The sequence below is a fragment of the Nocardia yamanashiensis NBRC 100130 genome (assembly GCF_001613325.1).
Classification (GTDB): domain Bacteria; phylum Actinomycetota; class Actinomycetes; order Mycobacteriales; family Mycobacteriaceae; genus Nocardia; species Nocardia yamanashiensis.
This window is the reverse complement of sequence record NZ_BDCD01000022.1, coordinates 193509-216531: the sequence shown is the minus strand read 5'-3', so window position 1 is coordinate 216531 and position 23023 is coordinate 193509. Positions and strand designations below refer to the sequence as shown.

Sequence of the window (23023 nt, the reverse complement as noted above, 5' to 3'; positions counted from 1 at the left end):
CGGCATGGACGTCCTCAGCGAGGCCCTGGCCTCGATGCGCACCGCCGCACCCAGCTCGGTGCGCACCGAAGGCCGGGCCCCCTGGGCCATGCGCCTGCCGGACGTCCTCGGCGCGGGCTTCCACGTCGTGCTGCACGGCAACTGCTGGTTCTTCCCCGCCGCCGGATCCGACCCGATCCCGCTCAATCAGGGCGATGTGATCTTCCTCCGGCACGGGGCCGGTCATGTGCTCGCCGACCATCCCGACACCCCGGCCGAAGTCCCGCGCCCCGACCAATACGACCGCTGCCCGCCGGTGGGCGCGGTCCGGCTGGGCGCTGCCGGCGCGCCGACCACCGCCCTGCTCTGCGGCAACTACCACCTCGACGGCCAGCGCCCCCACCCGCTGCTCCGGCAGCTCCCGGAGGTCATCCACCTCCCCGCCCGCCCGGGCCGCCACCCCGAACTGCACGCCGCCATCCAGCTCCTGGCCGCCGAACTCGACAACCCGCGCATCGGCTCGCACGGCATCGTGCCCGCCCTCATCGACGCCCTCCTGCTCTACATCCTGCGCGCCTGGATAGAAGACCGGCCCCAGTCCGAAGCGGTGGGATGGGCTGCGGCCCTGCGCGATCCGGTGGTAGCCCCCGCCCTCGAAGCCATGCACACCGACCCGGGCGCTGCCTGGACCGTCCAATCCCTGGCCGACCACGCCGGCCTCTCCCGAGCCGCCTTCGCCCGCAAATTCACCACCATGGTCGGCGAACCCCCACTCGCCTACCTCACCCGCTGGCGCCTCACCACCGCCGCCCGCCTGCTGCGTGAGGACGACCTCCCCATCGAAAAGGTGGCCGCCCGCGCCGGTTACAGCTCCGAATTCGCCTTCGGCAAAGCCTTCAAACGCGAATACGGGCAGGCGCCGGGACAATACCGCCGCCTGGCCCGCGCCGCCGCCTGACGATCCGCGCCCGATCTCTCAGCGGCGGTGTCCGGCCATCCAGCCGCCCGACGTGATGCCGCTGTGGCGCAGCGCGGGCGCTGGGACGGCGCCGCGGCGCCTGCTGTCCGTGGCGCCCAAGGTCGCGTACTCGAGCGCGGCGGCGATGTCCTCCGGTTCCAGCTCCGGATGGTCGGCGAGGATCTCGGCGGTGGGGATGCCGGCGGCCAGCAGGCCGAGCAACAGATCGACCGGGAAGCGGCGACCGCGCAGGACCGGCACGCCCTGGCAGATGGCTGGGTCATGGGTGATGCGGTCCAGGTGGGGCATACCGGCAACGCTACGAGGGGAGTGTGGTCGGCGGGTGTGGGGTTTTTGGCGGGCGTCTGTGGATCGCGGGATCTCTCGGGCAAACCGGACACTCGGCACCGTGATCAGCGGAAATCCGGGGTGTGGCAGAGTCGGGCGAATGGACGAGAACGTGCGGATGTACGGGGCGGACTGGTGCGGCGATTGCCGGCGCGCGAAGACCTGGCTGCGGGAGCAGGGCGTGGCGTTCACCGAGATCGACGTGGAGCACGACGAGGCGGCGCGGAACGAGGCGATCCGGCTGGCGGGCGGGCGGAAGAACATTCCGGTGATCGTGGTGCCGAGCGGTGCGGTGCTGGTGGAGCCGACGAATGCGGACCTGGCGGCGGCGCTCGGGCGCTGATGCCGCGGCTCGCCCCCGGTCATTCCGGCGAGAGTGTGGCCCGGGCGTCAGTTGCGGGCTGAGAGGCGGCCGCGGTTCGCGCGGGCGAACTGGCCCGGGGACTGGCCTTTCCACGAGCGGAAGGCGGAGGTGAAGGCGGACACGCTGGCGTAGCCGAGACGGGTCGCGGCCTGTTCCACGGTCATTCCGGTGACGAGGAGTTCCTCGGCGAGCAAACCGACTGTCTCGGTTGCCAGTTCACGGAAGGTGGTGCCCTCGTCGGCGAGGCGGCGGCGCAGCGTGCGGACGCTGACGTCGAGATCGGCGGCGACGCGGGATTGGTCGGCGACGCCGCCATTGCTGATCAGCAGCTGGCGCACGCGACCGGCCAGGCCCTGCCGGCGCTTGCGGCGCTGCACCAGGTCCGCACACTGCTGCTCGTAGAAGCGCGCGGTGGCCGAATTCGCCTGCGGCAGCGGCATTTCCTGGAAGTTGAGCGGGCCGGTGACGACGGAGCGGGGCGCGTTGAAGACCACTTCCTCGACGCCGAGCATGGCGCCGAACATCTCGTAGACCGGATGCGGCGGAAACGCCACCGCCACCCGGGACAGCGGGGTGCGCACCGGCAGCACGTCCTGCTGGATGGTCCAGATGGCCGCCACATCGCGTTCCACGGCGAAGCGGCGCAGCTCGGGCGGGACGGCGCTGTCATCGCGCACGATGGAGGCCTCCGCGCCGTCGATGACGAGGGTGTGGCGCGCCACGGTGAAGGTGAGGTCGGCGTAGCGCAGCGCCAGATCGACCGCCTCGCGCACGGTGGGACAGCTCATGAGCGCGAAGCCGAGCACGCCCAGACTGGGTGGGTGACAGAGCAATCCGGCCATCAGGCCCATGCCGGGTTCGTCGCCGACTCCGGTCACGACATTGCGCATCAGGGCCAGTTCCTGCCCCATGGTGATCTCGGCGGTGGAGTCCAGTAGGTCCGATTCGCGAATTCCGGTCCGGCGCAGCATGTCCGCCTGCTCCAGGCCGCGACCGAGGGCGAACTCGACCAGCAGTGCCGCACTGGTAATGGAGCGCAACTGGCCCTGCCCGTCGGTCACCGGGAAATCGTCGCAAACTTTCGGCGTGCTCGAGGCGAAACCAGCAGGTAAGTTGATGGAAGAGGCCGAAATTCACCTGTTTCTGACCGATTCGGTACTGGCACAAGTAACACCGAAAGCCGTACGGTGAATATCTAGCGAACCATTACCACCGATTGACGACGGAGAAGGTGAGCCAATGGCCGGTTGGCAAGTGTTCACGGCCACTCTCGCAATGCTGACGGTCACCGCTGCGGTGTTCCTCAGCTTGCATCACTACCCACATCGCATCCCGGACGACAGATTGTCGGTCGACCGCATCAGGGAGCGAATCAACAACGAGCACAACATTTCCCCCGACCCGGTGATCGTTTCCTCGGCGTGGTCCCATGTGGCGCCGGATCATCCGCTCGGAGTACAGGAGGCGCATCGGACCATGCAACAGCATCGCCGCTGCGTGGTGGCGGAGTGTGCGCGCAAGGCCGCGGCCTTCAAAGCGCTCATCGACGCCGGGCGAATCAAACCGACCAGAATGCCACCCGCCCTCCAATAGCGGATTCCCGCACCGGAAGCGGGTTTCGGGGGCTCGGGCCCCGAAACCGGGCGAATGCTCGGACCTTTGGTCCGGGCATTCCGGCCATTTCAGGCAAACACCCGCGGCAGAGCCGACCGCTCGTGCCCCGGTACCTGCCCAGGACGTTCAGAGGCCCGTCAGGTAGGCCGGCGGCACCGCGTCCACCAGCCACACCCCGTTCGTGCTCACCCGGAACTCGTGCCCGTCGCGGTGCATTCCCGCGGCATCGACCGTGAGCACCACCGGCTTACCGCGCCGAGCGCCCACGCGCGTCGCGGTCTCGGTATCGGCCGAGAGGTGAACGGCGTGCCGGGCCATGGGTTTCAGGCCCTCGGCGGAGATCGCGGGCAGCACGGCGGCCACGGTGCCGTGATACAGCACGTCCGGCGGCACGGTGACCGCGTAGTCCAGCTCGACCGCCACGGTGTGCCCCTGGCTGGCCCGGATCCGGGTGCGGCTGCCGTCGAACTCGAAGCGCCGCTTGTTGTTCCGCGCCACCACCTCGTCCAGTTCGGCGGGCGTGACGCGATGCCCGTGTCGGCGCAGCGCGGCCAGCAGCTCGCTCACCGGCACCCACCCGGCGGCGTCCAGGGCGATGCCGATCTCCTCCGGCGCGTGCCGCAGATGCCGCGACAACCGTTTCGAGGTGCGCACCAGCTGCTTCTCGTCCATGCGCACAGTGAACCAGCACCACTCCCCCGGCCGGAAGAGATTATTCGGCCAGCCCGCGAATCACCAACGCGTACAGCAGGATCACCACGATCGGCGCGGCGACCGGAATCCAGGCCAGCCCGGCGGGCACCAGGGTGGCCGCCCCGGCGGCGACGGTGAAGACCAGCGCGCCCGCCACCGAGGGAATCGTGGTGGGCACCACGCCGACGGGCGCCGAAACGGTGGCCGTGTTCAGCAGGTAGGTGGTCGCGACCAGGCCGATGGATCCCGCCACCAGCGCGCCGGTGTCCACCACCGCCAGCACGCCCAGCGCGACCAGCACCGACCCCACCGCCGCCACCCGCCAGCGCCAGCCCAGCACGGCCAGCAGCAGCACCGGCAGCGCCGCCCAGGGCTCCACCAGGCCGACGGCCAGGGCGAGCAGCAGACCGGCGAGCACGGCCAGGAATCTGGTCATCGCCGCACCCGCACCGTCCGCCGGTGCTCGGGCACCAGCCGCATGGCCTGATCCAGCCGGGTGTCCTCCGGCCAGGAGACGATATCCACGCCGACGGTCCCCATATCGCGATACATGGACGCCCGCTCCAGCTGCCACATGCGGGCGAGTGTCGGATCGAGTTCGTGGAACGGCGGCCCGCGCAGCACGTCCACCACCACGACCACGTGCCCGCGCTTGCGCAGATCGATGAGCGAGAGCGCGAACTGGGTGTCGAGCAGCGTGGAGAAGGCCACCACCACCGCCCCGATCGGCACCGCGGCGTGCGGGGCGAGGGTGCCGGAGGTTTCGATGTGCTCGTCGCCGACGTCGAGCACGGTGTCCACGATGCGATAGAACTGCCGCCGGCCGATATCGGGGCGCAGCCAGCGCGGCGAACGGCCCAAGCACACCACGGCCGTGCGGTCGCCGGATTGCAGCGCGGACTGCGTCACCTGCGCCGCGCCGCGCACCGAGCGTTCCAGCGCCTCGGTGGCCGGGCCGGGCGCCTGCATCGAAGTGTCCACCAGCACAACCACATCCGCGGCGCGATTGGTGAAGCGCTCGGTCACGAACAGCCGGCCGCGGCGGGCGCTGACGGCCCAGTTCACGGTGCGCAGCTGATCGCCCGGGGCGTAGGCGCGCACATCGGCGAACTCCACGCCGGGCCCGTGCCGCCGGGTCAGGTGCGCGCCTATGCGTTCGGGAAGTTCGGTGCGCGGCAAGCGAGTTCGCTGTGGGTCGGCGATCGGGTACACGTACACCTCACCGGCGGGCAGCCGCACCGAGGCCACCGCCAATCCCGCCGGGCTCAATGCCGTCACCCGCAAGGGAATCGGGTAACGCCCCCAGCGGTCCGCCGTCAGCGACAGCCGCAAGCCCGCAGGCGCGGATCCCGAATCCACCGCCTCCTCGACGCGTAAATCCATGCCGGGCACCGTTTCCCGGTGCAATCGCAGCAGCGCGTGCCCGCTGTCCACGTACGCGGCGGCGTTCAGTTCCACCTCTTCGGTCTCGAAGCAGCGCAGCACGCCCGCGCCGTCGACCTGAATCCTGGTGCGGGACATCTGCAACGGCGCGGTGGCCAGCACGCCCAGCATGGGCGCGCCGAACACCACCAGCTGCCATCGGCCCAGCGCCACGGCCAGCACCAGCGCCACGCCCGCGCAGGCGGCCAGCATGAACACCAAAGGCGCGGGCCGCCAGCGCAGTTCGGTCTCGGCGGCGGTGGTGGTATCGCGATGCCTCATGCGCGCCTGCGACTCACGCGGTGGCGCGCGGCACCGGCAGGCGGCGCAGCAGTTCGGAGATCACATCCTCGCCGCGAATGCGGCGCACCCACATTTCCGGTCGCAGCGTGATGCGGTGCGCCATGGCCGGAACGGCCAGCGCCTTCACGTCTTCCGGCACCACGTAGTCGCGGCCGTTGAGCAGCGCGCGGGCGCGGGCCATCTGCACCAGGTCGAGTTCGGCGCGCGGGCTGGCGCCCACCTCCACCTGCGGATGGCCGCGGGTGGCGGCGGCCAGCGAGACCACGTAGCCGACCACGTCCGGGTGCACGGTCACGAATTCCACGCTCTGGCGCATCTCCAGCAGGCCGTCGGCGTCGACCACCTGCCCGATCTGCGCCGGGACCGAACCGCGTTCCAGCCGGCGCCGGATCATGTTCATCTCATCGGATTCCGAGAGGTAGCCCAGGCGCAGCTGCATGGCGAAGCGGTCCAGCTGCGCTTCCGGCAGCGGATAGGTGCCCTCGTACTCGATGGGGTTGTCGGTGGCGAACACGATGAAAGGGTCGGGCAGCGGGAAGGTTTCGCCGTCGATGGACACCTGGCCCTCGGCCATCGCCTCCAGCAGCGCGGCCTGGGTCTTGGGCGGGGTGCGGTTGACCTCGTCGGCCAGCAGCATGTTCGTGAACACCGGGCCGCGGCGGAAACTGAAACGGCCGGAATGCATGTCGTAGATGGTGGAGCCGATCAAATCGGCGGGCAGCAGGTCCGGGGTGAACTGCACCCGGGTGAAGTTCAGGCCCAGCGCCGCGGCGAACGACCGCGCGATCAGAGTCTTGCCCAGACCGGGCAGGTCCTCGATCAGAATGTGCCCGCCGGACAACACCGCGATCATGATGAGCTGCAGTTCGTCCCGCTTGCCCACCACCACGCGGCCTACCTCGCGGAGCACCGCGTCGGTGCGCTTGACGGTCACGTCCATCGGTGAAGTCATTTTTCAAGTCCCGGTGTCGAAGTCACATGGTCTGGAGGCGGCGCAGGATCTCGTCCAGCGCCGCTCGCCCGGGCGCGCGGTTGACGTTATCGCGCAGTGCCGAATTCGCCGGATCCACCCAGCGCCATAATTCCGGCCCGAACTGCAGTTGCCCGGCGATCTCGAGCGCCCGCCGGTTCTTGGCCATGCGATGGCCGCTGGTGAGCTCGAATTCCTTGGCCAGCAGGGGCCGTAGGTGCCGGTCCCAGTCGGCGCGGGTGCCCTCGGAGCGGTCGGCGAGCATGGTGGCGCGGGCCTGCCAGCGGGTCAGCATCTCGGCCGGGCCATTGTCGATCTCGTTGTCGGCGGGCGGGATCTCCAGCCGCCGTGCGCGTTCCACCAGCGACCAGATCAGCAGCGCCAGCGCGCCCGCCACCGGAATGGCGGCCACCGCCAGCAGGCTGTCGCGCCGATTGCCGAAGGCCAGCAGTTCGAAGAACCCGGCCAGCACCAGCGCGCCCGCCACGATCGCGACCCGATTCATCGCCGGGCCTCCGTCCGGTAGTTCGAAAGACGCTGTGCGCCAATGGTGTTCATACCGCCTGCCGTTGCAGGTCGGCCAATACGATGCGGAGCAGCTGCTCGGCCCGCATGCGCTGCCATTCCAGCATGGCGTGCGGGCTGAACCGCGCCTCCTCGAACAACGCCACCAGCTCGCGCGCCGAGGCGTCGTGCAGGAAGCCGCGGTCGAAGGCGCGCGCCAGCACTTCCGACGGGGTGTCGGAGATCAGCGGGGCCACCTCCCGCGCCGTCGCCAAGCCGCTCTCCATGGCCACATAGCAGGCGATGATGGCGGTGCGCGGGTCCTGGCCGGGCGCGATCATGGCCGCCAGGCCCATGGCCGCCACCTTGGCCAGCGAGACGGCTTCCTTCGGGGACGACGGCGCGTGCGGGGTCCGGGCCGGCGGCACCCGGCGGCTGGAGCCGAGCGCGACCGCCACCAGTCCGGCCATGGCGACCAGCACCAGGGCGCCCGCGCCGATCGCGACCAGCAGCAGGGCGGTGCCGCTGAGCGCGGGCGCGTGCAGTGGATCCGTGGGCGGCGGAAGCGGTTCCGTCGTCTCGAGCACCGCTCCGCTCGGCGCGGTGGTGGGCGTGGTCGCCGACGGTTCGTCACGACCCGGCCCCACCAGGTACACCGACAGGAACGCGGTGACCAGCAAAGCCACGGCCGCCAATCCGATGATCACCAGCAACCCGAGCGCACCCATCCGGACCGATCGCTTGTCCGGATCGCGATCGGGTTCCGGCATGGACAACGGCAGCCGATGCTGGCTGTTGATCACCCCCGCCGCCAGGATCACGATCGATACCAGCAGCAGCACCGGCATCAGCGCGATGGTCACCGCCGACGGCGGATGCGGCGTGGACGGCCCCCCGGTCCCCGGAATATGCCCGCGCAGAGCGACGACGGCCAGCACCAGCAGCGCGATCAACCCGATCGCGCGCGTAGCCACCGTCCCCACCCCAGTCATATTCACCCCCAACCGGAGTCCAGCAGAAAATCAGGCACATAGTTACATGCCAAGCGGTCCGTCGGGCCGGATTCACAAACACCGAAGCCATACGGTTCCGGCATGACTCGCCGCCACCCGCGCCGGCAATCAATCAGCCGACAAACGCAGGTGTGCGAGTGACCGCCGGGCGAACGCCTCGGGGATACGACGACGGACCCGGCGGCGCGCGCTGCTCGCGCGGGCCACCGGGCCCGGTCGGGAAAGCTCAGGCGCTGCGGCGGACGCGGGCGCGGAGGCGGGTGAAGGGCGACGCGACGAGCGCGGGGTCCGGTTCGGGGATGGCGCGGACAGGCACGGCGGCCGGGTCCGGGGCGGGGACCGGGCGGACCGGAGTGCGGGCCGGGTAAGCCGGGGCCGTGGATTCGATTGCGGAAGTGCGGGGTTCGACCAGGCGGCCGAGCGCCCGGAAGTCCCAGCCGGCCGCCAGCCAGGTATGGGGATCGAGGGTGTTGCGGGCGTCGAGGATGACGCGACCGCGGGCCACCGTGCGGAGGAAGACCGGGTCCAGGTCCCGGAATTCGCTCCATTCGGTGAGGTGCAGGACGATGTCCGCTTCGTGCAGGGCCGCGGCGGGGGTGGCGGCGTAGGTGAGTTGCGGGGCCACGGCCCGGGCGGTTTCGGTGGCGGCGGGGTCGAAGACCGCTACCTCGAGGCCGGCGGCGTGCAGGCGGGTGGCCACGTCCAGGGCCGGGGAATCGCGGACGTCGTCGGACAGCGGTTTGAAGGCCGCGCCGAGGATGCCCACCCGCGCCACCCGGCCGGATCCGTCGGATGCAATGCCGTTTACGGGAAGAGATCCATTGGCGCGCAGGATGTTCAAGGTCTGGCTGACCACGCGGTCGCGGCGGCGCAGGTTCACGGCGTCGACGTCGCGGAGGAAGGCCACGGAGTCGCCGGCGCCCAGTTCACCGGCGCGGGCGATCAGGGCGCGGATGTCCTTGGGCAGACAGCCGCCGCCGTAACCCAGTCCGGCGCCGAGGAATTTACGGCCGATGCGGTCGTCGTGGCCGAGCGCGTCGGCCAGCTGGGTGACGTCGGCCCCGGTCAGTTCGCACAGTTCCGCCATCGCGTTGATGAACGAAATCTTCGTGGCGAGAAAGGCATTGGCCGAGACCTTGATGAGCTCGGCGGTGGGCAGGTTGGTCACCACCACCGGCGCCCCGGCCGCGATCGGCGTCGAATACACCTGGCGCAGCGCCCATTCCGCGTCCGGGCTGGTGACACCGAAGACGAGCCGGTTCGGGTGCAGGGTGTCGAAGACGGCATGCCCCTCGCGCAGGAATTCCGGATTCCACGCCAGCTCGACCGAAATGCCTTCCGGCGCGAGCTCGGCGATGCGGGCGGTGAGCGCCTCGGCGGTGCCGACCGGGACGGTGGACTTGCCGACGATGAGCGTATTGCGGGTCAGATGCGGCACCAGGCCGTCCAGCGCCGAATGCAGCTGCGACAGATCGGCCGCCCCGTTCACGCCGGGCGGCGTTCCCACGCACAGGAAGTGGATGTCGGCGAAGCGCGCGGCCTCGGTGAGCGAGGTGCCGAAGCGCAATCGGCCGCCGGCCACGTGCCCGGCGAGCAGTTCCGGCAACCCGGGCTCGTGGAACGGCACCCGTCCCGCCGACAGCGCGGCCGCCTTGGCCGGATTGTTGTCCACGCCGAGCACTTCGAAACCCAGCTCGGCCATGCCCGCGGCATGGGTGGCGCCGAGGTATCCGGTGCCGATGACAGAGATGCGGAGCATCAGGAGGCCTCTTTCTTGCGCGGGAGCACACCCGAATCCGGGTGCAGCCGCTCCGCGATCACCTCGCGGTAGTGGCGGACGAGCAGATCGTTGACGGCCGCCCAGGAGCGGGATTGGACACTGCGCTGCGCGGTGGCGGCGGTCTGCTCACGCAGCTCGGCATCCTCGACCAGGCGGCGCACCAGCGTCACCATGGCCTCGGCATCGCCCGGGGGATAGAGGAATCCGGCGCCGGGCGCGACCACGTCGATCGGCCCGCCGGAGCGGGGCGCGACCACGGGCACCCCGGAGGCGAGGGCCTCCTGCGCCGCCTGGCAATAGGTTTCGTGCCGGCCGGTGTGCACGAACACATCGAGCGAGGCATAGGCCGCGCCCAGTTCCGCGCCGTGCAGCACGCCGAGGAACGCCGCATCGGGGAGCAGTTTGCGCAGCCGCTTCTCCTCCGGCCCGCCGCCGACGACGACCAGCCGGATGCCCGGCACCTCCCGCAGGTGGGCCAGCAGTTCGAGTTCCTTCTCGGGGGCGAGGCGGCCGATATAGCCGACCAGCGCTTCACCGTTGGGCGCCAGGCGCTTTCGCAGTTCCTCCGACCGCTGGAACGGCCCGAACTGCTGCAGGTCCACCCCGCGCGGCCAGCGCGCCAGCCCGGGCACGCCCATCAGCTCCAGCTGCCGCAGGCTCGCGGTGGAGGGCGCCAGGGTGCGATCGACCTGTAAATGAATGCGCCGGGTGAGCGCGGCCATGGTCCGCACCCCGCCCGGCAGGTCGTAGCGCTCCGCGAAACCGACTAGGTCGGTCTGATAGATGGCCACGGTCGGAACATCCAGTTCCCCGGCCACTCTCGCGGCCTGATAGCCCAGGGTCGCGGGCGAGGCGATGTGCACGACATCCGGCCGGAACTCCCGCATGATCTTGCGCAGCCGCCGCCGGGTCTCCAGCCCGATCCGGAAGTCCCGGTAGAACGGCAGCCGCGCGCCGCGCACCACGTGCACCCGGAAGCCGGCGTACCGGGCGGGCCCGGTGGGGGCCATCAGCTCGGCTTCGTGCCCCTTGGCGGCGAGATGGTCCAGCACCCGCCGCACCGAATTGGTGACGCCATTGACCTGGGGGAGAAAGGATTCGGCGACGACGAGCACCCGCAATCGGGTGCCGGGGACGCTCGCATCGCGCGGCCCGGAACCCCGTGCCCACTCGGGTTCGCTCGCCTGCTCGAGGTTTCGCATCGGTTCCCCTCCGGTTCGGTGCTACCTCCTCCCTGCACGGTAGAAAGCGGCCCGCAACACCCGACCGCGTCCGCGTGGACGGCAAATGAACCTCGAGAGTCGATCAAGTCGGCGCGTTCACGCCCCGGTCGCCCGCCGGACGCCCGGAGCTATCCGACCCGCTCGGCGCGCAACACCCGCAGTTCCCCGAGCCGGCTCAGCGTGCGGTACAGATCCGGCACGCGGCGCACCTGTTCGCCCAGCTCGTCCAGGTCGCGGTCGGCCCAGATCGACAGCGGCAGGTCCGCGTCGTAGAGCACGTCCACGAGGTTCACGAAACGCATGACCCAATCCGGGGGCACCGTGGTGAGATCCGGGACGCCGCACACCGTCCACACCTGGTATTCCGCCGCGAGTTCCAGGAAGTCGGCCGCCGACACCGGGATGCCGCAGATCTCCGCGAAATCGACGGTGATCGCCCCGTTCCCGGCCGCGCGGGCGTGCATGAGCCGGTGCGCCACCGGCACTTCGGCGGTTCCGGTGACCGGGCACGCGCCGACCACGTACTCCCCCGCCGCGAATCCGGTGTGCCGGCCGTGGATCTTGCGGTAGTCCTGCGGGCCGTCCACCGCCAGCACGTCCAGGTGCGCGACGATCTTGGCGATGGCCGGCTCGAACATGGGGTGGAACAAGGGGTTCGGCAGCAGCTGCTCCGGTGGGTAATTCGAGGTCACCACGAGCGTGATGTGCCGGGCGAAGAGCCGGTCCAGCAGCCGCTCCACCAACCGCGCGTCCCCGGCGTCGTGCACGTGGAACTCGTCGAAGCAGAGCAGTTCGGCATCGCCGAGCAGGGCGTCGGCCGAGGCGTCGATGGAGCCGTATTCGTGCACGCCCGCGTTCAACCGGGCGAAGAAGCTGTGGAAGTGGAAGCGCCGCTTGTGCTTCGACGGCACCGACGCGAAGAACCGGTCCATCAGCATGGTCTTGCCGCGCCCCGGGCCGCCGTACAGGTACAGCCCGCGCGGCCGCCGCCACCGCTTGCCCACCCGGGCCGCGATCTCGGCCAGCCGGTCCGCGGCGGCCTGCTGGTCCGCGTCGAGCACCACGGTCTGCGTGTCCATGACTACCTCCCACATCCTCTACATCAGTAGAGCTTCCTCTATAGTTGTAGAGGATTCCGCAGCCGCAAAGGAACAAAGGTGACCACTCCCACAACGGACCGCCGCTCCCTGATCGTGGAGAGCGCCATCGATCTGATTGCCGCCCAGGGACTCCGGGCGCTCACCCATCGCGCCCTCGATACCGCCCTGGAGCTCCCCGCCGGCTCGACGTCCTACTACTTCCGCACCAAACGCGCCCTGATCGAAGCCATCGTCGATCGCATCGCCGCCCGCTCGCGCACCGATTTCGCCGCCGCCCGGGCCGACGGCAGCACCCCGCCGCCCACCGGACTCGAGCCGCGCGACATAGCGCACGGCATGGCGGTGTGGCTGGATCGGCTACTGGCGCAACGCCGTAATCATCTGATCACCCGCCACGCCCTGATCGTCGACCTGCTCGCCGACCCCGGCCTGCACGAGAAGCTGGTCGGTTCCCTCTTCTCCCACCACCACGCCGCCGGACTCTTCCGCGCGCTGCACGCCGACGACCCCGATACCGCGGCGGCCGATCTCATCGCCGTCATCGAAGGAGCGATCTTCGACCGCTTCGCCGGCGCCCGGACCGAACTCGCCCCGGGCACCCCGGCCAGCGTGAATCAACTGGCCCGCATCCTGACCGCCCAGCTCAGCGCGTCTTCGTGATCCGCACGTCCGGCCACGGCGGCCGCCGCACCATCGCCGCGGTAGCGAGGGCCGCCGCCACCAGCCCGGTCAGCACCCCGAGGATCGCCACCCGCCCGGCATCCACCGCCGCCTCGAACTTCACCTGCCCCCCGTGCACCACGAACACCCCGATCGCCCGGTTCCCCAGCAGGCCATGGGAACTCACGGTGATCACCGTGGAGCCGTCCGGCGTCTCCACCGGCTCTCCGAACGCCATTTCCTGACTGGCCACCGAATACTTGTTCAATCGACTCGGCAACTTCATGCCCGGCCTCCCGATCTAGTTCCTGCGGCCCAATCTACGCCGGACCCGGACCCGGAACTCGCGTTCCGCGCCCGGGCCCGTCTGCTCAGCCGGCCTGCGGCAGCAGCACGACTTTGCCGGTGACGGTGCGGGATTCGGCCAGGGCGAGGGCGTCACCGGCGGCGGTGAGCGGGAAGCGAGCGGCGATCTGGGGGTCCAGTTCGCCGCGGGCGGCCAGGGCGAGCACCGCGGTCAGATCCTCGGCCAGGCGGGCGCGGAAGGCGGAGCGGCGGCGCAGACCGGCCCAGATGTTGTAGAAGTACGCGGAACGCTTGTTGGGCAGGGTGTTCCAGAGCAGCAGGCGGGCGAAGAGGGCCAGGACCGGGAGGCGGGAGTTGCCGGTCTCGTTCTTGGTGGAGGCGCTGCCGTAGGCGACGAGGGTGCCGCCGGGGGCGAGCAGGCGGAACGAGTCGACGATGCCGGGGCCGCCGACATGGTCGAAGACCGCGTCCACGCCGTTCGGCGCCAGGGCTCGCACCTGGGCGGTGACGTCGCCGCGATAGTCGACCGGGGTCGCGCCGAGCGCCGCCACGGCTTCGGCATTGCGGGCCGAGGCGGTGCCGATCACCCGGACGCCGGCCAGGCGGGCCAATTGCACCAGGGTCGAGCCCACTCCCCCGTTGGCGCCGTGCACCAGGATGGTCTGCCCGGCAAGGACTTTCGCGTGGCGGTGCAGCAGCTGCCAGGCGGTGATGCCGTTGACGACGAAGGTCTCGGCGGCGGCCGGATCCAGGTTCTCGGGGACGGGGACCAGGTCGGCGGCGTCCACCAGTACCCGGGTGGCCCAGCCGCCGATCTTGGTGAGCGCGGCGACGCGGCGGCCGAGGAGCGCGGGATCGGTTCCGGGACCGAGGGTTTCGACGGTGCCGACCAGGTCGTAGCCGGGGACGAAGGGGAAGGCGGGCTGGTCGTAGTACTTGCCGCGGCGCATCTGCTGTTCGGCGAAGGAGACGCCGGTGGCTTCGACGCGGACGAGGGCCTGGCCGTGGGCGGGCGGCGGGAGTTCGCGCTGGACGGTGCGCAGTTCGTGCGGTTCGACGAGGCCGGGGAGCAGGATTTCGGTGGTGGTGGACATGAGGTTCCTCGATTCGATGGTGAGTGACTACTCAGTCACCCGATAGGTGAAAGAAAGGCCCCGAGTGTCGGGGCCGGAAAAATCAGGCCGTGTAGGCGGTTTCCGCCGTCTTCACGACGGCCGACGCCCCGGGCGTTTCCGGGTAGTGACGAATCCCGGCGGTGAGCACCGCGGCCCAGCCGCCTTCGCCGCCTTCCAATCCGAGCGTGGTGATGAGATGGCACAGCTGGCCGTAGGCCATGAAACGCTGCACCGCTTCGTCGGACGCACCGGAGCGGGTCTTGGCGTAGTCGGTGACCCGCGCCAGTCCACGCCGCACCGCGTCGGCGATATCGGCGATATCGGCCGCCGACTGGGCGTGCACCTGGAGCATGAGCAATCGCTTGTCGGCGATGAGTTCGGCGTAGGCCCCGCCCATTTCGTGCAGGACGGCTTCGGGATCCGCGCCCGGAACCCGCGCAGCACCGGTGGCCAGGGACTTCTCGACCAATTCGAAGCAGCGATCGAGCGCCGCCACGAACAACCCCACCTTCGACGGGAACAGCTTGAACACATAGGCGGTGGAGATGCCCGCACCCGCCGCGACCGCCGTGGTGGGCGTGCCGTGGTACCCGGTCCGGGCGAATTCGGTGATCGCCGCGTCGACGACCGCCTCGCGCCGCACATCCGAGGTGGAGAGGGAAACTCCGCGCTTTGCCATGTGAGTGACTGTACACTCACTCTTGTCGGCGGCACAACCCCCGCAACGCGGAACACCCCCGAGCGCCGTCCGGAGCGCTCCGGGGTGTCTGCGAATCACCCTGCGGGCGAAGCTAGTTCGAGGTCAGCACCAGACCGGAGGTGGGCACGCCGGTACCGGCCGTGACCACGATGTTCTCCAGGCCCTCGACCTGATTCACCGAGGTGCCGCGAATCTGGCGCACGCCCTCGGCGATGCCGTTCATGCCGTGGATGTACGCCTCGCCCAGCTGACCGCCGTGCGTGTTCAACGGCAGCTTGCCGCCGATCTCGATGGCCCCGTCCTTGATGAAGTCCTTGGCCTCGCCGCGGCCGCAGAACCCGAGCTCCTCGAGCTGCATGAGCACGAAGGGCGTGAAGTGGTCGTACAGGATGGCGGCCTGCATATCGGCCGGGGTCAGCCCGCTCTGCGCCCACAGCTGATCGCCGACCAGGCCCATTTCCGGCAGGCCGGTCATGGCATCGCGGTAGTAGCTGGTCATGACGTACTGATCGGCTCCGGAACCCTGTGCGGCCCCGGCGATCAGCGCCGGCTTGTTGGGCAGATCCTTGGCCCGCTCGGCACTGGTGATGACGATGGCCACGCCGCCGTCGGTCTCCTGGCAGCAATCCAGCAGGTGCAGCGGCTCCGCGATCCAGCGCGAGGCCTGGTGCTCTTCCAGGGTGATCGGCTTGCCGTAGAAGTGCGCGGCCGGGTTCACGGCGGCGTGCTTGCGATCGGCGACCGCGATGCGGCCGAAATCCTCACTGCGCGCGCCGTATACGTGCATGTAGCGCCGCGCCACCATCGCCACCTGCGCGGCCGGGGTGCCCAGGCCGTGCGTGTAGGAGAAGGCGTTGTCGACGCCCGAGGAGCTCGGGTTGCCGGTCGCGAGGTGAGTCGCGAACTGCCCGAACCGATTTCCGGAGCGCTCGTTGAAAGCCCGGTACGCGACAACGACATCCGCGACGCCCGAGGCCACCGCGAGCGCGGCGTGCTGCACGGTGGCGGCGGCCGCGCCGCCGCCGAACGGGATGTTGGAGAAGAACTTCAGGCTCGGGATACCGCTGGCCCGGGCCACGGCGGCCTGGGTGTTGGTGTCCATGGTGAAGGTCGTCAGGCCGTCCACGTCGGCGGGCGTCAGGCCCGCGTCGGCGAGCGCCGCGGTGACCGCCTCGGCGGCCAGGCGCAGTTCACTGCGACCGGAGTCCTTGGAGAAATCCGTCGCGCCGATGCCGACGATCGCGGTCCGGCGGCTGGTGCCCGTCACTGCTGGGCCTCCTGAAGAGAGATAACGGCTTTCGCCACGATGTGATCACCGAGGCTGTCGCTGCCGGTGACCTGGATGGTGACGTCGGATCCCGCGATCTCGGTCACGGTGCCGGACAGCGTCAGCGTGTCACCGGCGTACAGCGGCACGCCCAGGCGCAGCGAGATGGACTTCACCCGCGCGGCCGGACCGGCCCAGTCGGTGACGAAGCGCTGCACCAGACCGGTGTCGGTGAGGATATTGACGAAGATGTCCTTGGACCCGCGCGCGACCGCCTTGTCCCGGTCGTGGTGCACGTCCTGGAAATCCCGCGTCGCCAGCGCGGTGGCAATGATGAACGTGGGGTCGGCGTGAATCGCCAACTCCGGCAATACCGTTCCGACGGCGACGGTGGCCGGTTCGATGGTGGATGTCATCGGACAGCCTTCCAGTAGGGCACGGTGTTGTCGTCGTCGATCTTCAGGAACGCGGCCTCGACCGGCAGTCCGATCTCGACCTCGGACGCGTCGATGCCGGTCAGCTCACCGAGCATGCGCACGCCTTCTTCCAGCTCGACCAGGGCGATCACGTACGGCAGCTGCCGTCCCGGCACCTTGGGCGCGTGGTGCACCACGAAGCTGAACACGGTGCCGCGGCCGGACGCCACGACGTAGTCGGTCTGCTCCGTGTGGTCCTTCCACAGCGCCGGCACCGGCGGATGCTGGAGCGAACCGTCGGGGCGCTGCTGGATGCGCAGCTCCCCGAGCTTGGTGCCCTCCCAGAAGAATTCGGTGTCCTTGGAGACCGTGGGCCGCACCCGCTTGGCCAGATCCTCCGCCGAAACCTCGCCGGATTCCTTCGGGGCGGCCGTCTTTCCGGTCCCGGGCGCGAACTTAAGCATCCGGAACTTCATCTCGGTGACGAGCTCGTCGCCGACGTACCAGTTGGTGAGGTAGGTGGTGAACCACCCGTCGCCGAGCCCGGTCTTCTTGGGCCCCACGATGTCGCCGATGCTGGTGCGCACCGTCACCTGCTCGCCCAGCTCCAGGTACCGGTGGTAGACCTGATCGCAGTTGGTGGCCACGACCGAGGTGAACCCGGCCGCGTCGAACAGCTCGTTGGTGCGGGTCATCGGGTCGTCGTCGGCGCGCACGCCGCCCAGTCCCAGCATGGTCCACACCTGCGCCATGGCGGGCGGGGCCACGATCCCGGGATGCCCGGCCGCCTTGGCGGCGGCCTCGTCCACGTAGATCGGGTTGGCGTCGCCGAGCGCCTCGACCCAGTTGTTGATCATGGGCTGATTGATCGGATCCCGCCCCGCGCGCGGCGCGGACTCACCGTCGGCCTTGATCTTCTCCAGGCCCGCGCGGATCTCGTCGGCCGTGAAACTCGTTGTCACGCTGAAACTCCTATCGCGGCACGCGGGGCAGCCGCAGGCCCATCTGGGCGATCAGCTCGCGCATGATCTCGTTGACGCCGCCGCCGAAGGTGACCACCAGGTTCTGCTTGGTGCGGCGGTCCAGCCACACCAGCAGGTCCGCGGTGGCGGGCTCGGCGGGATCGCCGTAGCGGCCCACGATCTCCTCGGCGAGGCGGCCGGCCTCCTGCAGCGCCTCGGTGGAGAACACCTTGGTGGCGGAGGCATCGGAGATGACATCGGCCGGATTCGCGTCGGGGCGTTCCATATTGGACGCCACCTGCCAGTTCAGCAGTTCGTTCAGCCGCACCATGGCGTGCAGGCGGCCCAGCGAGCGGCGCACTTCCTGCTCACCCAGCACGCCCTGCTTCTGCGCCCATTCCCGCACCCGCTCGTAGAGCTGCTCGATCTTGCCCGACGGGCCGAGGCTGACGCGCTCGTGATTGAGCTGGGTGGTGATGAGCTTCCAGCCGCCGTTCTCCTCCCCGACGATCATGTTCGCGGGCACGCGCACATTGTCGAAGTAGGTGGCATTGGTGTGATGCGCGCCGTCGGCGGTGATGATCGGCGTCCAGGAGTAGCCCGGATCCTTGGTATCGACGATCAGGATCGTGATGCCCTTGTGCCGGGACTCCACCGTCCCGGTGCGCACCGCCAGCCAGATGTAATCGGCCTCGTGCGCACCGGTGGTGAAGATCTTCTGCCCGTTGACGATCCAGTCGCCGTTTGCGTCCTTGACCGCGCTGGTGCGCAACGCGGCCAGGTCGGTACCCGCGTCCGGCTCCGAATACCCGATGGCGAAATGCACGTCACCGGTGAGGATTCCGGGCAGGAACTTCTGCTTCTGCTCCGGCGTGCCGAAACTCTGCAGCGCCGGGCCGACGGTCAGCAGGGTGACCAGCGGCACCGGCACGTCCGCGCGCACGGCCTCGTTGTAGAAGATCTGCTGTTCCAGCGGGCCGAAACCCTGCCCGCCGTATTCGACGGGCCAGCCGAGGCCGAGCTTGCCGTCCGCGCCCATCCGCTTCACCACCGCGCGATAGGCATCGCCGTGGCGGTTCACCAGCATCTCGGCCTCCTCTTCGGGAGTCACGAGACCGGTGAAGTACGAACGCAATTCGTCGCGCAGCTGCCGCTGTTCCGCGGTCAGTTCGATGAACATCTGGCTCCCAAGCGATCCAGCCGGAACGATTCGCCGCCGAGCCAGCGCGCGATGTCCTTGGCCTGTGAGTAGTAGCGGTGCAACGGGTGGGTCATATCGACGCCGAGACCACCGTGCAGGTGATGGCACTTCTGCATGGCCGCGGGCAGCTCGGAGGCCACCGTATAGGCCAGCACGTCCAGATCGTCGTCGATGCGGTCCAGGTGTTCGGCGGAGTCGTCGTCCTGCGCGAGCGCCCAGTTGGCCGAGGTGTTCGCGGCGTGCAGCGTCCGCGAGACCACGTAGACATCGGCGATCTGCTGTGCGACAGCCTGGAATTCGGCCAGCGCGCGGCCGAACTGCTGCCGGGTGCGGACGTGTTCGGCGGTCAGCGCGATGACGCCCTTGAGCAGGCCGTCGGCCACCGAGCCGATGCTCGCCAGCGCGAAGCGGTGCAGTTCGGTCAGCCCGCCGGGCAGCAATTGCTCGGCCGGGATCTGCACCCCGTCGAAGGCCACCGAGAACTCCGGCACGCCATCGGAAGTGGGGCTCGCGGTCTTGGTGATGCCGGGGGCGTCACCGTCCACCACGGCGATACCGCTGTCGGTGGGCACCAGCAGCCAGCGCGCGGTGTCCGCGTACGGCACCGCCACCTTGCGACCGGTGATGCGCACGGTGACGCCGTCCGGCGTGGCCGTGGTCTCGGGCTTCACGGTGAACGGCGAGCCGGTCTCGTGCAGGGCGGCGGTCAGCACCGCACCCTGCGCGACGGCCGGAAACACCTTCTCCGCCAGCGCATCCGGCACCCCGATGGCCAGCAAGGGCAGCACGCCGAAGCCCAGGGTGCTCAGCGCCGGGGTCTGCACGGCATCGGTGGCCAGCTCGGTGAGCAGCGTCGACACCTCCAGCAGCCCCATCTCGTCGCCGCCGAAGCGTTCGGGCAGCGGCAGCGCCAGCAGTCCGGACTCGGCAATGACCGGCCAGAGCTTGATATCGCGCGCGCTATCGTGCTCCAGCAAACTTACGACAACCTCGGCGACAGCATCCTGGCTCTCGTCCCGCGTGAAGTCCAATTCCATACTCCCGGTTGAAGGGTGGGCTAGCCGTGCGACTCGCGAGGCAGTCCGAGGATCCGTTCACCGGCAACGGTCAACAGAATCTGCTCGGTACCGCCGGCAATCGACAAACAGCGTGTGAGCAGGAATTCTTTCACCACATCGGTCTCGAGAGCACCCGCCGCACCGGACAATTCGACCGCAAATTCGGCGACCGCCTGGCGGTGTCTGACACCGACCAGCTTGCGCACGCTGGACTGCGGTCCAGGATCTCCACCGGACAGCAGCTTCTGCGCGGCACGAGCTTCCAGCAAAGTTCCAGCGACTGATTCGGAGATGAGTCCTCCGAGTCGGTCCGCCACCCGTTCGGCGCCGGGACCGGACTTCGGAGCGGCGGCGATCATGGCCTCCAGCTCGTCGCCGATTCCCTTGCCGCCCATGGCGACCCGCTCCGCCGACAGCGTGGAACGGGCGATCTTCCACCCATTGCCGAGCTGACCGACCAAGCAATCGTCCGGGACGAAGACATCGTCCAGGAAGACCTCGTTGAAGCGCGCCTCGCCGGTGATCTCCACCAGCGGGCGGATATCGATCCCGGCGGACTTCATATCCACCAGGAAGTAGGAGATGCCCTTGTGCTTCGGGGCGTCACCGTCGGTGCGCGCCAGGCAGATGCCCCAGGTCGCCTTGTCGGCCAGCGAGGTCCAGACCTTCTGGCCCTGGAGCTTCCAGCCGCCCTCGACCCGGGTCGCCGTGGTGCGCAGGGCCGCGAGATCGGAACCCGCGCCCGGCTCGGAGAACAGCTGGCACCAGAGCACGTCACCGGTCAGCGTCGGCAGCGCGTAGCGCTCGATCTGCTCGGGCGAACCCCATTGCAGCAGGGTCGGAATCGCCCAGTTGGCAATGGCCAGCTCGGGCAGTTCGATACCGGCCTTGCGAACCTGATCGTCGAGGAAGGTGCGCAGGATCGGGCCCGCGCCCCGGCCGTACGGCTTGGGCCAGTGCGAGGCCAGCAGACCGGATTCGGCCAGCGCGACGCGCTGCTGCTCGGGCGGCAGGGCGGCGATCTTGGCGAGATCGGCGGCCAGTACGGCCGCTTCACCGGCATCCAAACCGACGGTGTCCCAATCGGCTTCGCCCTCGCCGTCGCCCAGGGCCAGGCCCACGGTGCGCCGCTGGCCCGCCAGGGTCAGTTCCGCGACCCGGGCCCGCCAGCGGGCGCTGCCGCCCAGCAACTGGCGGATGGCGGTGGCCTTGCGCAGGTACAGGTGAGCGTCGTGCTCCCAGGTGAAACCGATTCCACCGAGCACCTGAATGCAGTCCTTGGCGGTCTCGACGGCGGCATCGAGCGCGACCACCAGGGAAATGGCGGCGGCCAGCGGCAGTTCCGGGCTACCGGTGTCGACGGCGTGCGCGGCATCGGCGGCGACCGCGCGAATCTGCTCGGCCCGGCACAGCATCCAGGCGCAAATGTGTTTCACCGCTTGGAATTCGCCGATTTTCTTGCCGAATTGCTCACGCACCTTGGCGTATTCGACGGCGGTCTCCAGGCACCAGCCCGCGAGGCCGGCGGCCTCGGCGGCAACCAGCACGGCGGCCAGATCCAGCACGCTCTGCTGCGGCTGGAAGATCTTCTCCGGCGCGACAGCAACATCCGAGCAGCTGACCTTGGCCAGCGGGGTGCTGCGGTCGATGGCGTCGAGGGGCTCGATGCGCAGACCGGCGGCGTCGGCGTCGACCAGACACCAGAGCGACCGGTCGCCATCGACGATCGGGAGCAGGACGGCGGTGCCCGGGGCAGCGCCCAGGACCGAGTCCCATTCACCGGACAAGATCACACCGGATTCCCCGGCGGATATTGCGATTTCGCCCCCGAGAGCCACGCCGCACGGCGTATCCTCGTCGAGCATCTCGCCGGCAACGAGACCAGCCAATGCCGTCGAGAGCACGGGACCGCCGACCAGATCATGCGCCGCCTGCTCCACCAGGACAGCCAGATCCCCGACGGAACCACCAGCTCCGCCGTTCTCCTCCGGGACCGCGACCCGGAAAATTCCGAGTTCGGCCAGGCGCGACCAATATTCGCGCCAATATTCCGGTGCTCCGGTTCGCATTGTTGCAATTGGACGCACCGCCGCGGCCCATCCGCGCATCGACTCCTGAACGGCTTTATGCTCGTCAGTGGTGGCTATGGTCACACTCCATACCGCCTTTCCGGGGTGACTTCCGCTCCTAGAACATGTTCTAATGTTCAGGCCGGGCGGAAGTCAAGCGCCGTCAGGTCGCGGTACGAACTCGTAGCCCACCGCCACCGGACGACTGGGTGAGATGACCGAACGATTCGTGCAGGAAAGGACTTTCAACCGATGGCCAGTCCCTCCCGATCGCAAGCAGCAGCCGATCAGGTGGCCGCCGCGCGCACCGCGCCCGTGACCACGCTCAGCGAGGAGGACCTCAGCTCGGCCGCGCAGCGCGACCGGCGCAAACGCATTCTCGACGCCACCCTCGCGCTCGCCTCCAAGGGCGGCTACGACGCGGTGCAGATGCGGGCCGTCGCCGAACGCGCCGATGTCGCCGTCGGCACGCTCTACCGGTACTTCCCGTCCAAGGTGCACCTGCTGGTGTCGGCCCTGGCCCGGGAATTCGAGACCTTCGAGGGCCGCCGCAAGCCGCTGGCCGGCGCCACCGCGCAGGAGCGCATGCACCTGCTGCTCACCCAGGTCACCCGCGCCATGCAGCGCGACCCCCTGCTCACCGAGGCCATGACCCGCGCGTTCATGTTCGCCGACGCCTCGGCCGCGGCCGAAGTGGACCGGGTGGGCAAGGTCATGGACCGGTTCTTCGCCCGCGCCCTCGCCGACGAGAACCCCACCGAGCGCCAGCTCGCCATCGCCCGCGTCATCTCCGACGTCTGGCTCTCCAACCTGGTCGCCTGGCTCACCCGCCGCGCCTCCGCCACCGACGTCACCGAGCGCCTCGAGCTCACCGTCGACCTCCTCATCGGAGACAGCAAGAAGTAGTACCGCGCGAACGCCCGGCGGGCGTTCGCCGGGTGTGACGAAGGTCCGTCCACTGCCGGAGAGTGGGCGGGCCTTTTCGTTGTTGCTACAAC

Annotated in this window: 25 protein-coding genes; 5 read left to right on the top strand and 20 right to left on the bottom strand. The window is 69.5% G+C overall.

Annotation, left to right across the window (positions count from 1 at the left end; genetic code table 11):
* The first annotated feature begins 4 nt into the window (after positions 1-4).
* Positions 5-937, top strand: coding sequence for an AraC family transcriptional regulator (locus NY1_RS26565; protein ID WP_067718878.1), 933 nt, complete (start codon positions 5-7; stop codon positions 935-937).
* Positions 938-955: 18 nt separating this feature from the next.
* Here the strand turns inward: NY1_RS26565 and NY1_RS26560 are convergent, their stop codons facing one another.
* Positions 956-1246 (bottom strand): DUF433 domain-containing protein, encoded by a 291-nt coding sequence (locus tag NY1_RS26560; protein WP_067718876.1) that lies wholly within the window; start codon positions 1244-1246, stop codon positions 956-958.
* Positions 1247-1385: 139 nt separating this feature from the next.
* Between NY1_RS26560 and NY1_RS26555 the strand changes: the two genes are divergently transcribed.
* On the top strand, positions 1386-1628 hold the full coding sequence (locus NY1_RS26555; RefSeq protein WP_067718872.1) for a glutaredoxin family protein: 243 nt from the start codon (positions 1386-1388) through the stop codon (positions 1626-1628).
* Positions 1629-1675: 47 nt separating this feature from the next.
* On the opposite strand, the gene NY1_RS26550 is transcribed toward NY1_RS26555, so the two are convergent.
* On the bottom strand, positions 1676-2710 hold the full coding sequence (locus NY1_RS26550) for an AraC family transcriptional regulator (RefSeq protein WP_067718869.1): 1035 nt from the start codon (positions 2708-2710) through the stop codon (positions 1676-1678).
* Between the two features lie 214 nt (positions 2711-2924).
* Here NY1_RS26550 and NY1_RS26545 point away from each other — a divergent pair, with 214 nt between their 5' ends.
* Positions 2925-3242 carry a hypothetical protein gene (locus tag NY1_RS26545; RefSeq protein WP_157762486.1) on the top strand — a complete coding sequence of 106 codons (318 nt, stop codon included), beginning with the start codon at positions 2925-2927 and terminating at the stop codon, positions 3240-3242.
* A 147-nt stretch (positions 3243-3389) separates the two neighbouring features.
* Here NY1_RS26545 and NY1_RS26540 read toward each other — a convergent pair whose 3' ends face one another.
* The 9 genes from NY1_RS26540 to zapE form a co-directional block, all read right to left on the bottom strand.
* Entirely contained in the window at positions 3390-3935 is a 546-nt protein-coding gene (locus NY1_RS26540; RefSeq protein ID WP_067718864.1) for an RNA 2'-phosphotransferase, read from the bottom strand.
* 40 nt (positions 3936-3975) lie between these two features.
* Positions 3976-4392, bottom strand: a complete 417-nt coding sequence (locus NY1_RS26535; RefSeq protein ID WP_067718861.1) for a hypothetical protein — start codon at positions 4390-4392, stop codon at positions 3976-3978.
* Positions 4389-5660, bottom strand: a complete 1272-nt coding sequence (locus tag NY1_RS26530; protein ID WP_067718858.1) for a DUF58 domain-containing protein — start codon at positions 5658-5660, stop codon at positions 4389-4391. The genes NY1_RS26535 and NY1_RS26530 overlap by 4 nt, the downstream gene beginning before the upstream one ends.
* 13 nt (positions 5661-5673) lie before the next feature.
* Complete coding sequence (locus NY1_RS26525) at positions 5674-6633, bottom strand: AAA family ATPase (protein WP_067718855.1); 960 nt, start codon at positions 6631-6633, stop codon at positions 5674-5676.
* Positions 6634-6655: 22 nt separating this feature from the next.
* Positions 6656-7156, bottom strand: a complete 501-nt coding sequence (locus tag NY1_RS26520) for a hypothetical protein (protein WP_067718852.1) — start codon at positions 7154-7156, stop codon at positions 6656-6658.
* A 49-nt stretch (positions 7157-7205) separates the two neighbouring features.
* Positions 7206-8129 carry a DUF4129 domain-containing protein gene (locus NY1_RS26515; protein ID WP_233434491.1) on the bottom strand — a complete coding sequence of 308 codons (924 nt, stop codon included), beginning with the start codon at positions 8127-8129 and terminating at the stop codon, positions 7206-7208.
* Between the two features lie 265 nt (positions 8130-8394).
* Entirely contained in the window at positions 8395-9927 is a 1533-nt protein-coding gene (locus NY1_RS26510; RefSeq protein WP_067718847.1) for a UDP-glucose dehydrogenase family protein, read from the bottom strand.
* Entirely contained in the window at positions 9927-11069 is a 1143-nt protein-coding gene (locus NY1_RS26505; protein ID WP_067719089.1) for a glycosyltransferase family 4 protein, read from the bottom strand. Before NY1_RS26505 ends, NY1_RS26510 begins: the two co-directional genes overlap by 1 nt.
* A 230-nt stretch (positions 11070-11299) precedes the next feature.
* Positions 11300-12250, bottom strand: a complete 951-nt coding sequence (gene zapE / locus NY1_RS26500; protein ID WP_067718844.1) for a cell division protein ZapE — start codon at positions 12248-12250, stop codon at positions 11300-11302.
* A 78-nt stretch (positions 12251-12328) separates the two neighbouring features.
* Between zapE and NY1_RS26495 the strand changes: the two genes are divergently transcribed.
* Positions 12329-12931, top strand: a complete 603-nt coding sequence (locus NY1_RS26495; RefSeq protein ID WP_067718841.1) for a TetR/AcrR family transcriptional regulator — start codon at positions 12329-12331, stop codon at positions 12929-12931.
* Here the strand turns inward: NY1_RS26495 and NY1_RS26490 are convergent.
* From NY1_RS26490 to NY1_RS26450, 9 genes are all read right to left on the bottom strand, one after another.
* Positions 12915-13217, bottom strand: coding sequence for a hypothetical protein (locus tag NY1_RS26490; protein WP_067718839.1), 303 nt, complete (start codon positions 13215-13217; stop codon positions 12915-12917). The genes NY1_RS26495 and NY1_RS26490 overlap by 17 nt on opposite strands.
* Before the next feature lie 85 nt (positions 13218-13302).
* A complete protein-coding gene (locus NY1_RS26485) occupies positions 13303-14331 on the bottom strand; it encodes a medium chain dehydrogenase/reductase family protein (protein ID WP_067718836.1) in 1029 nt (342 codons plus the stop codon).
* Positions 14332-14413: 82 nt separating this feature from the next.
* Positions 14414-15031 (bottom strand): TetR/AcrR family transcriptional regulator, encoded by a 618-nt coding sequence (locus NY1_RS26480; RefSeq protein ID WP_067718834.1) that lies wholly within the window; start codon positions 15029-15031, stop codon positions 14414-14416.
* A gap of 112 nt (positions 15032-15143) precedes the next feature.
* A complete protein-coding gene (locus NY1_RS26475) occupies positions 15144-16319 on the bottom strand; it encodes a lipid-transfer protein (RefSeq protein WP_067718832.1) in 1176 nt (391 codons plus the stop codon).
* Positions 16316-16735 (bottom strand): MaoC family dehydratase, encoded by a 420-nt coding sequence (locus NY1_RS26470; protein ID WP_067718829.1) that lies wholly within the window; start codon positions 16733-16735, stop codon positions 16316-16318. Before NY1_RS26470 ends, NY1_RS26475 begins: the two co-directional genes overlap by 4 nt.
* A complete protein-coding gene (locus NY1_RS26465) occupies positions 16732-17697 on the bottom strand; it encodes a bifunctional MaoC family dehydratase N-terminal/OB-fold nucleic acid binding domain-containing protein (RefSeq protein WP_067718827.1) in 966 nt (321 codons plus the stop codon). The genes NY1_RS26470 and NY1_RS26465 overlap by 4 nt, the downstream gene beginning before the upstream one ends.
* A 10-nt stretch (positions 17698-17707) precedes the next feature.
* The gene (locus NY1_RS26460; RefSeq protein WP_067718825.1) at positions 17708-18877 is read right to left on the bottom strand and encodes an acyl-CoA dehydrogenase family protein; all 1170 of its coding nucleotides are present in this window, start codon (positions 18875-18877) and stop codon (positions 17708-17710) included.
* Positions 18862-19929, bottom strand: a complete 1068-nt coding sequence (locus tag NY1_RS26455; protein WP_067719086.1) for an acyl-CoA dehydrogenase family protein — start codon at positions 19927-19929, stop codon at positions 18862-18864. The genes NY1_RS26460 and NY1_RS26455 overlap by 16 nt, the downstream gene beginning before the upstream one ends.
* A 26-nt stretch (positions 19930-19955) precedes the next feature.
* Complete coding sequence (locus NY1_RS26450; RefSeq protein ID WP_067718822.1) at positions 19956-22109, bottom strand: acyl-CoA dehydrogenase family protein; 2154 nt, start codon at positions 22107-22109, stop codon at positions 19956-19958.
* A 168-nt stretch (positions 22110-22277) separates the two neighbouring features.
* Between NY1_RS26450 and kstR the strand changes: the two genes are divergently transcribed.
* Positions 22278-22931: a cholesterol catabolism transcriptional regulator KstR gene (kstR, locus tag NY1_RS26445; protein WP_067718818.1), complete on the top strand. Its 654-nt coding sequence runs from the start codon at positions 22278-22280 to the stop codon at positions 22929-22931.
* Positions 22932-23023 lie beyond the last annotated feature (92 nt).

What these genes read in the sequence shown, in the direction of transcription:
- NY1_RS26525 (WP_067718855.1), bottom strand. Translation starts at nt 6,633, where the DNA reads ATGACTTCACCGATGGACGTGACCGTCAAGCGCACCGACGCGGTGCTC.
- NY1_RS26530 (WP_067718858.1), bottom strand. Translation starts at nt 5,660, where the DNA reads ATGAGGCATCGCGATACCACCACCGCCGCCGAGACCGAACTGCGCTGG.
- NY1_RS26485 (WP_067718836.1), bottom strand. Translation starts at nt 14,331, where the DNA reads ATGTCCACCACCACCGAAATCCTGCTCCCCGGCCTCGTCGAACCGCAC.
- NY1_RS26490 (WP_067718839.1), bottom strand. Translation starts at nt 13,217, where the DNA reads ATGAAGTTGCCGAGTCGATTGAACAAGTATTCGGTGGCCAGTCAGGAA.
- NY1_RS26560 (WP_067718876.1), bottom strand. Translation starts at nt 1,246, where the DNA reads ATGCCCCACCTGGACCGCATCACCCATGACCCAGCCATCTGCCAGGGC.
- NY1_RS26510 (WP_067718847.1), bottom strand. Translation starts at nt 9,927, where the DNA reads ATGCTCCGCATCTCTGTCATCGGCACCGGATACCTCGGCGCCACCCAT.
- NY1_RS26520 (WP_067718852.1), bottom strand. Translation starts at nt 7,156, where the DNA reads ATGAATCGGGTCGCGATCGTGGCGGGCGCGCTGGTGCTGGCCGGGTTC.
- NY1_RS26545 (WP_157762486.1), top strand. Translation starts at nt 2,925, where the DNA reads ATGCTGACGGTCACCGCTGCGGTGTTCCTCAGCTTGCATCACTACCCA.
- NY1_RS26460 (WP_067718825.1), bottom strand. Translation starts at nt 18,877, where the DNA reads ATGTTCATCGAACTGACCGCGGAACAGCGGCAGCTGCGCGACGAATTG.
- NY1_RS26565 (WP_067718878.1), top strand. Translation starts at nt 5, where the DNA reads ATGGACGTCCTCAGCGAGGCCCTGGCCTCGATGCGCACCGCCGCACCC.
- NY1_RS26535 (WP_067718861.1), bottom strand. Translation starts at nt 4,392, where the DNA reads ATGACCAGATTCCTGGCCGTGCTCGCCGGTCTGCTGCTCGCCCTGGCC.
- NY1_RS26555 (WP_067718872.1), top strand. Translation starts at nt 1,386, where the DNA reads ATGGACGAGAACGTGCGGATGTACGGGGCGGACTGGTGCGGCGATTGC.
- NY1_RS26470 (WP_067718829.1), bottom strand. Translation starts at nt 16,735, where the DNA reads ATGACATCCACCATCGAACCGGCCACCGTCGCCGTCGGAACGGTATTG.
- NY1_RS26540 (WP_067718864.1), bottom strand. Translation starts at nt 3,935, where the DNA reads ATGGACGAGAAGCAGCTGGTGCGCACCTCGAAACGGTTGTCGCGGCAT.
- NY1_RS26480 (WP_067718834.1), bottom strand. Translation starts at nt 15,031, where the DNA reads ATGGCAAAGCGCGGAGTTTCCCTCTCCACCTCGGATGTGCGGCGCGAG.
- kstR (WP_067718818.1), top strand. Translation starts at nt 22,278, where the DNA reads ATGGCCAGTCCCTCCCGATCGCAAGCAGCAGCCGATCAGGTGGCCGCC.
- zapE (WP_067718844.1), bottom strand. Translation starts at nt 12,250, where the DNA reads ATGGACACGCAGACCGTGGTGCTCGACGCGGACCAGCAGGCCGCCGCG.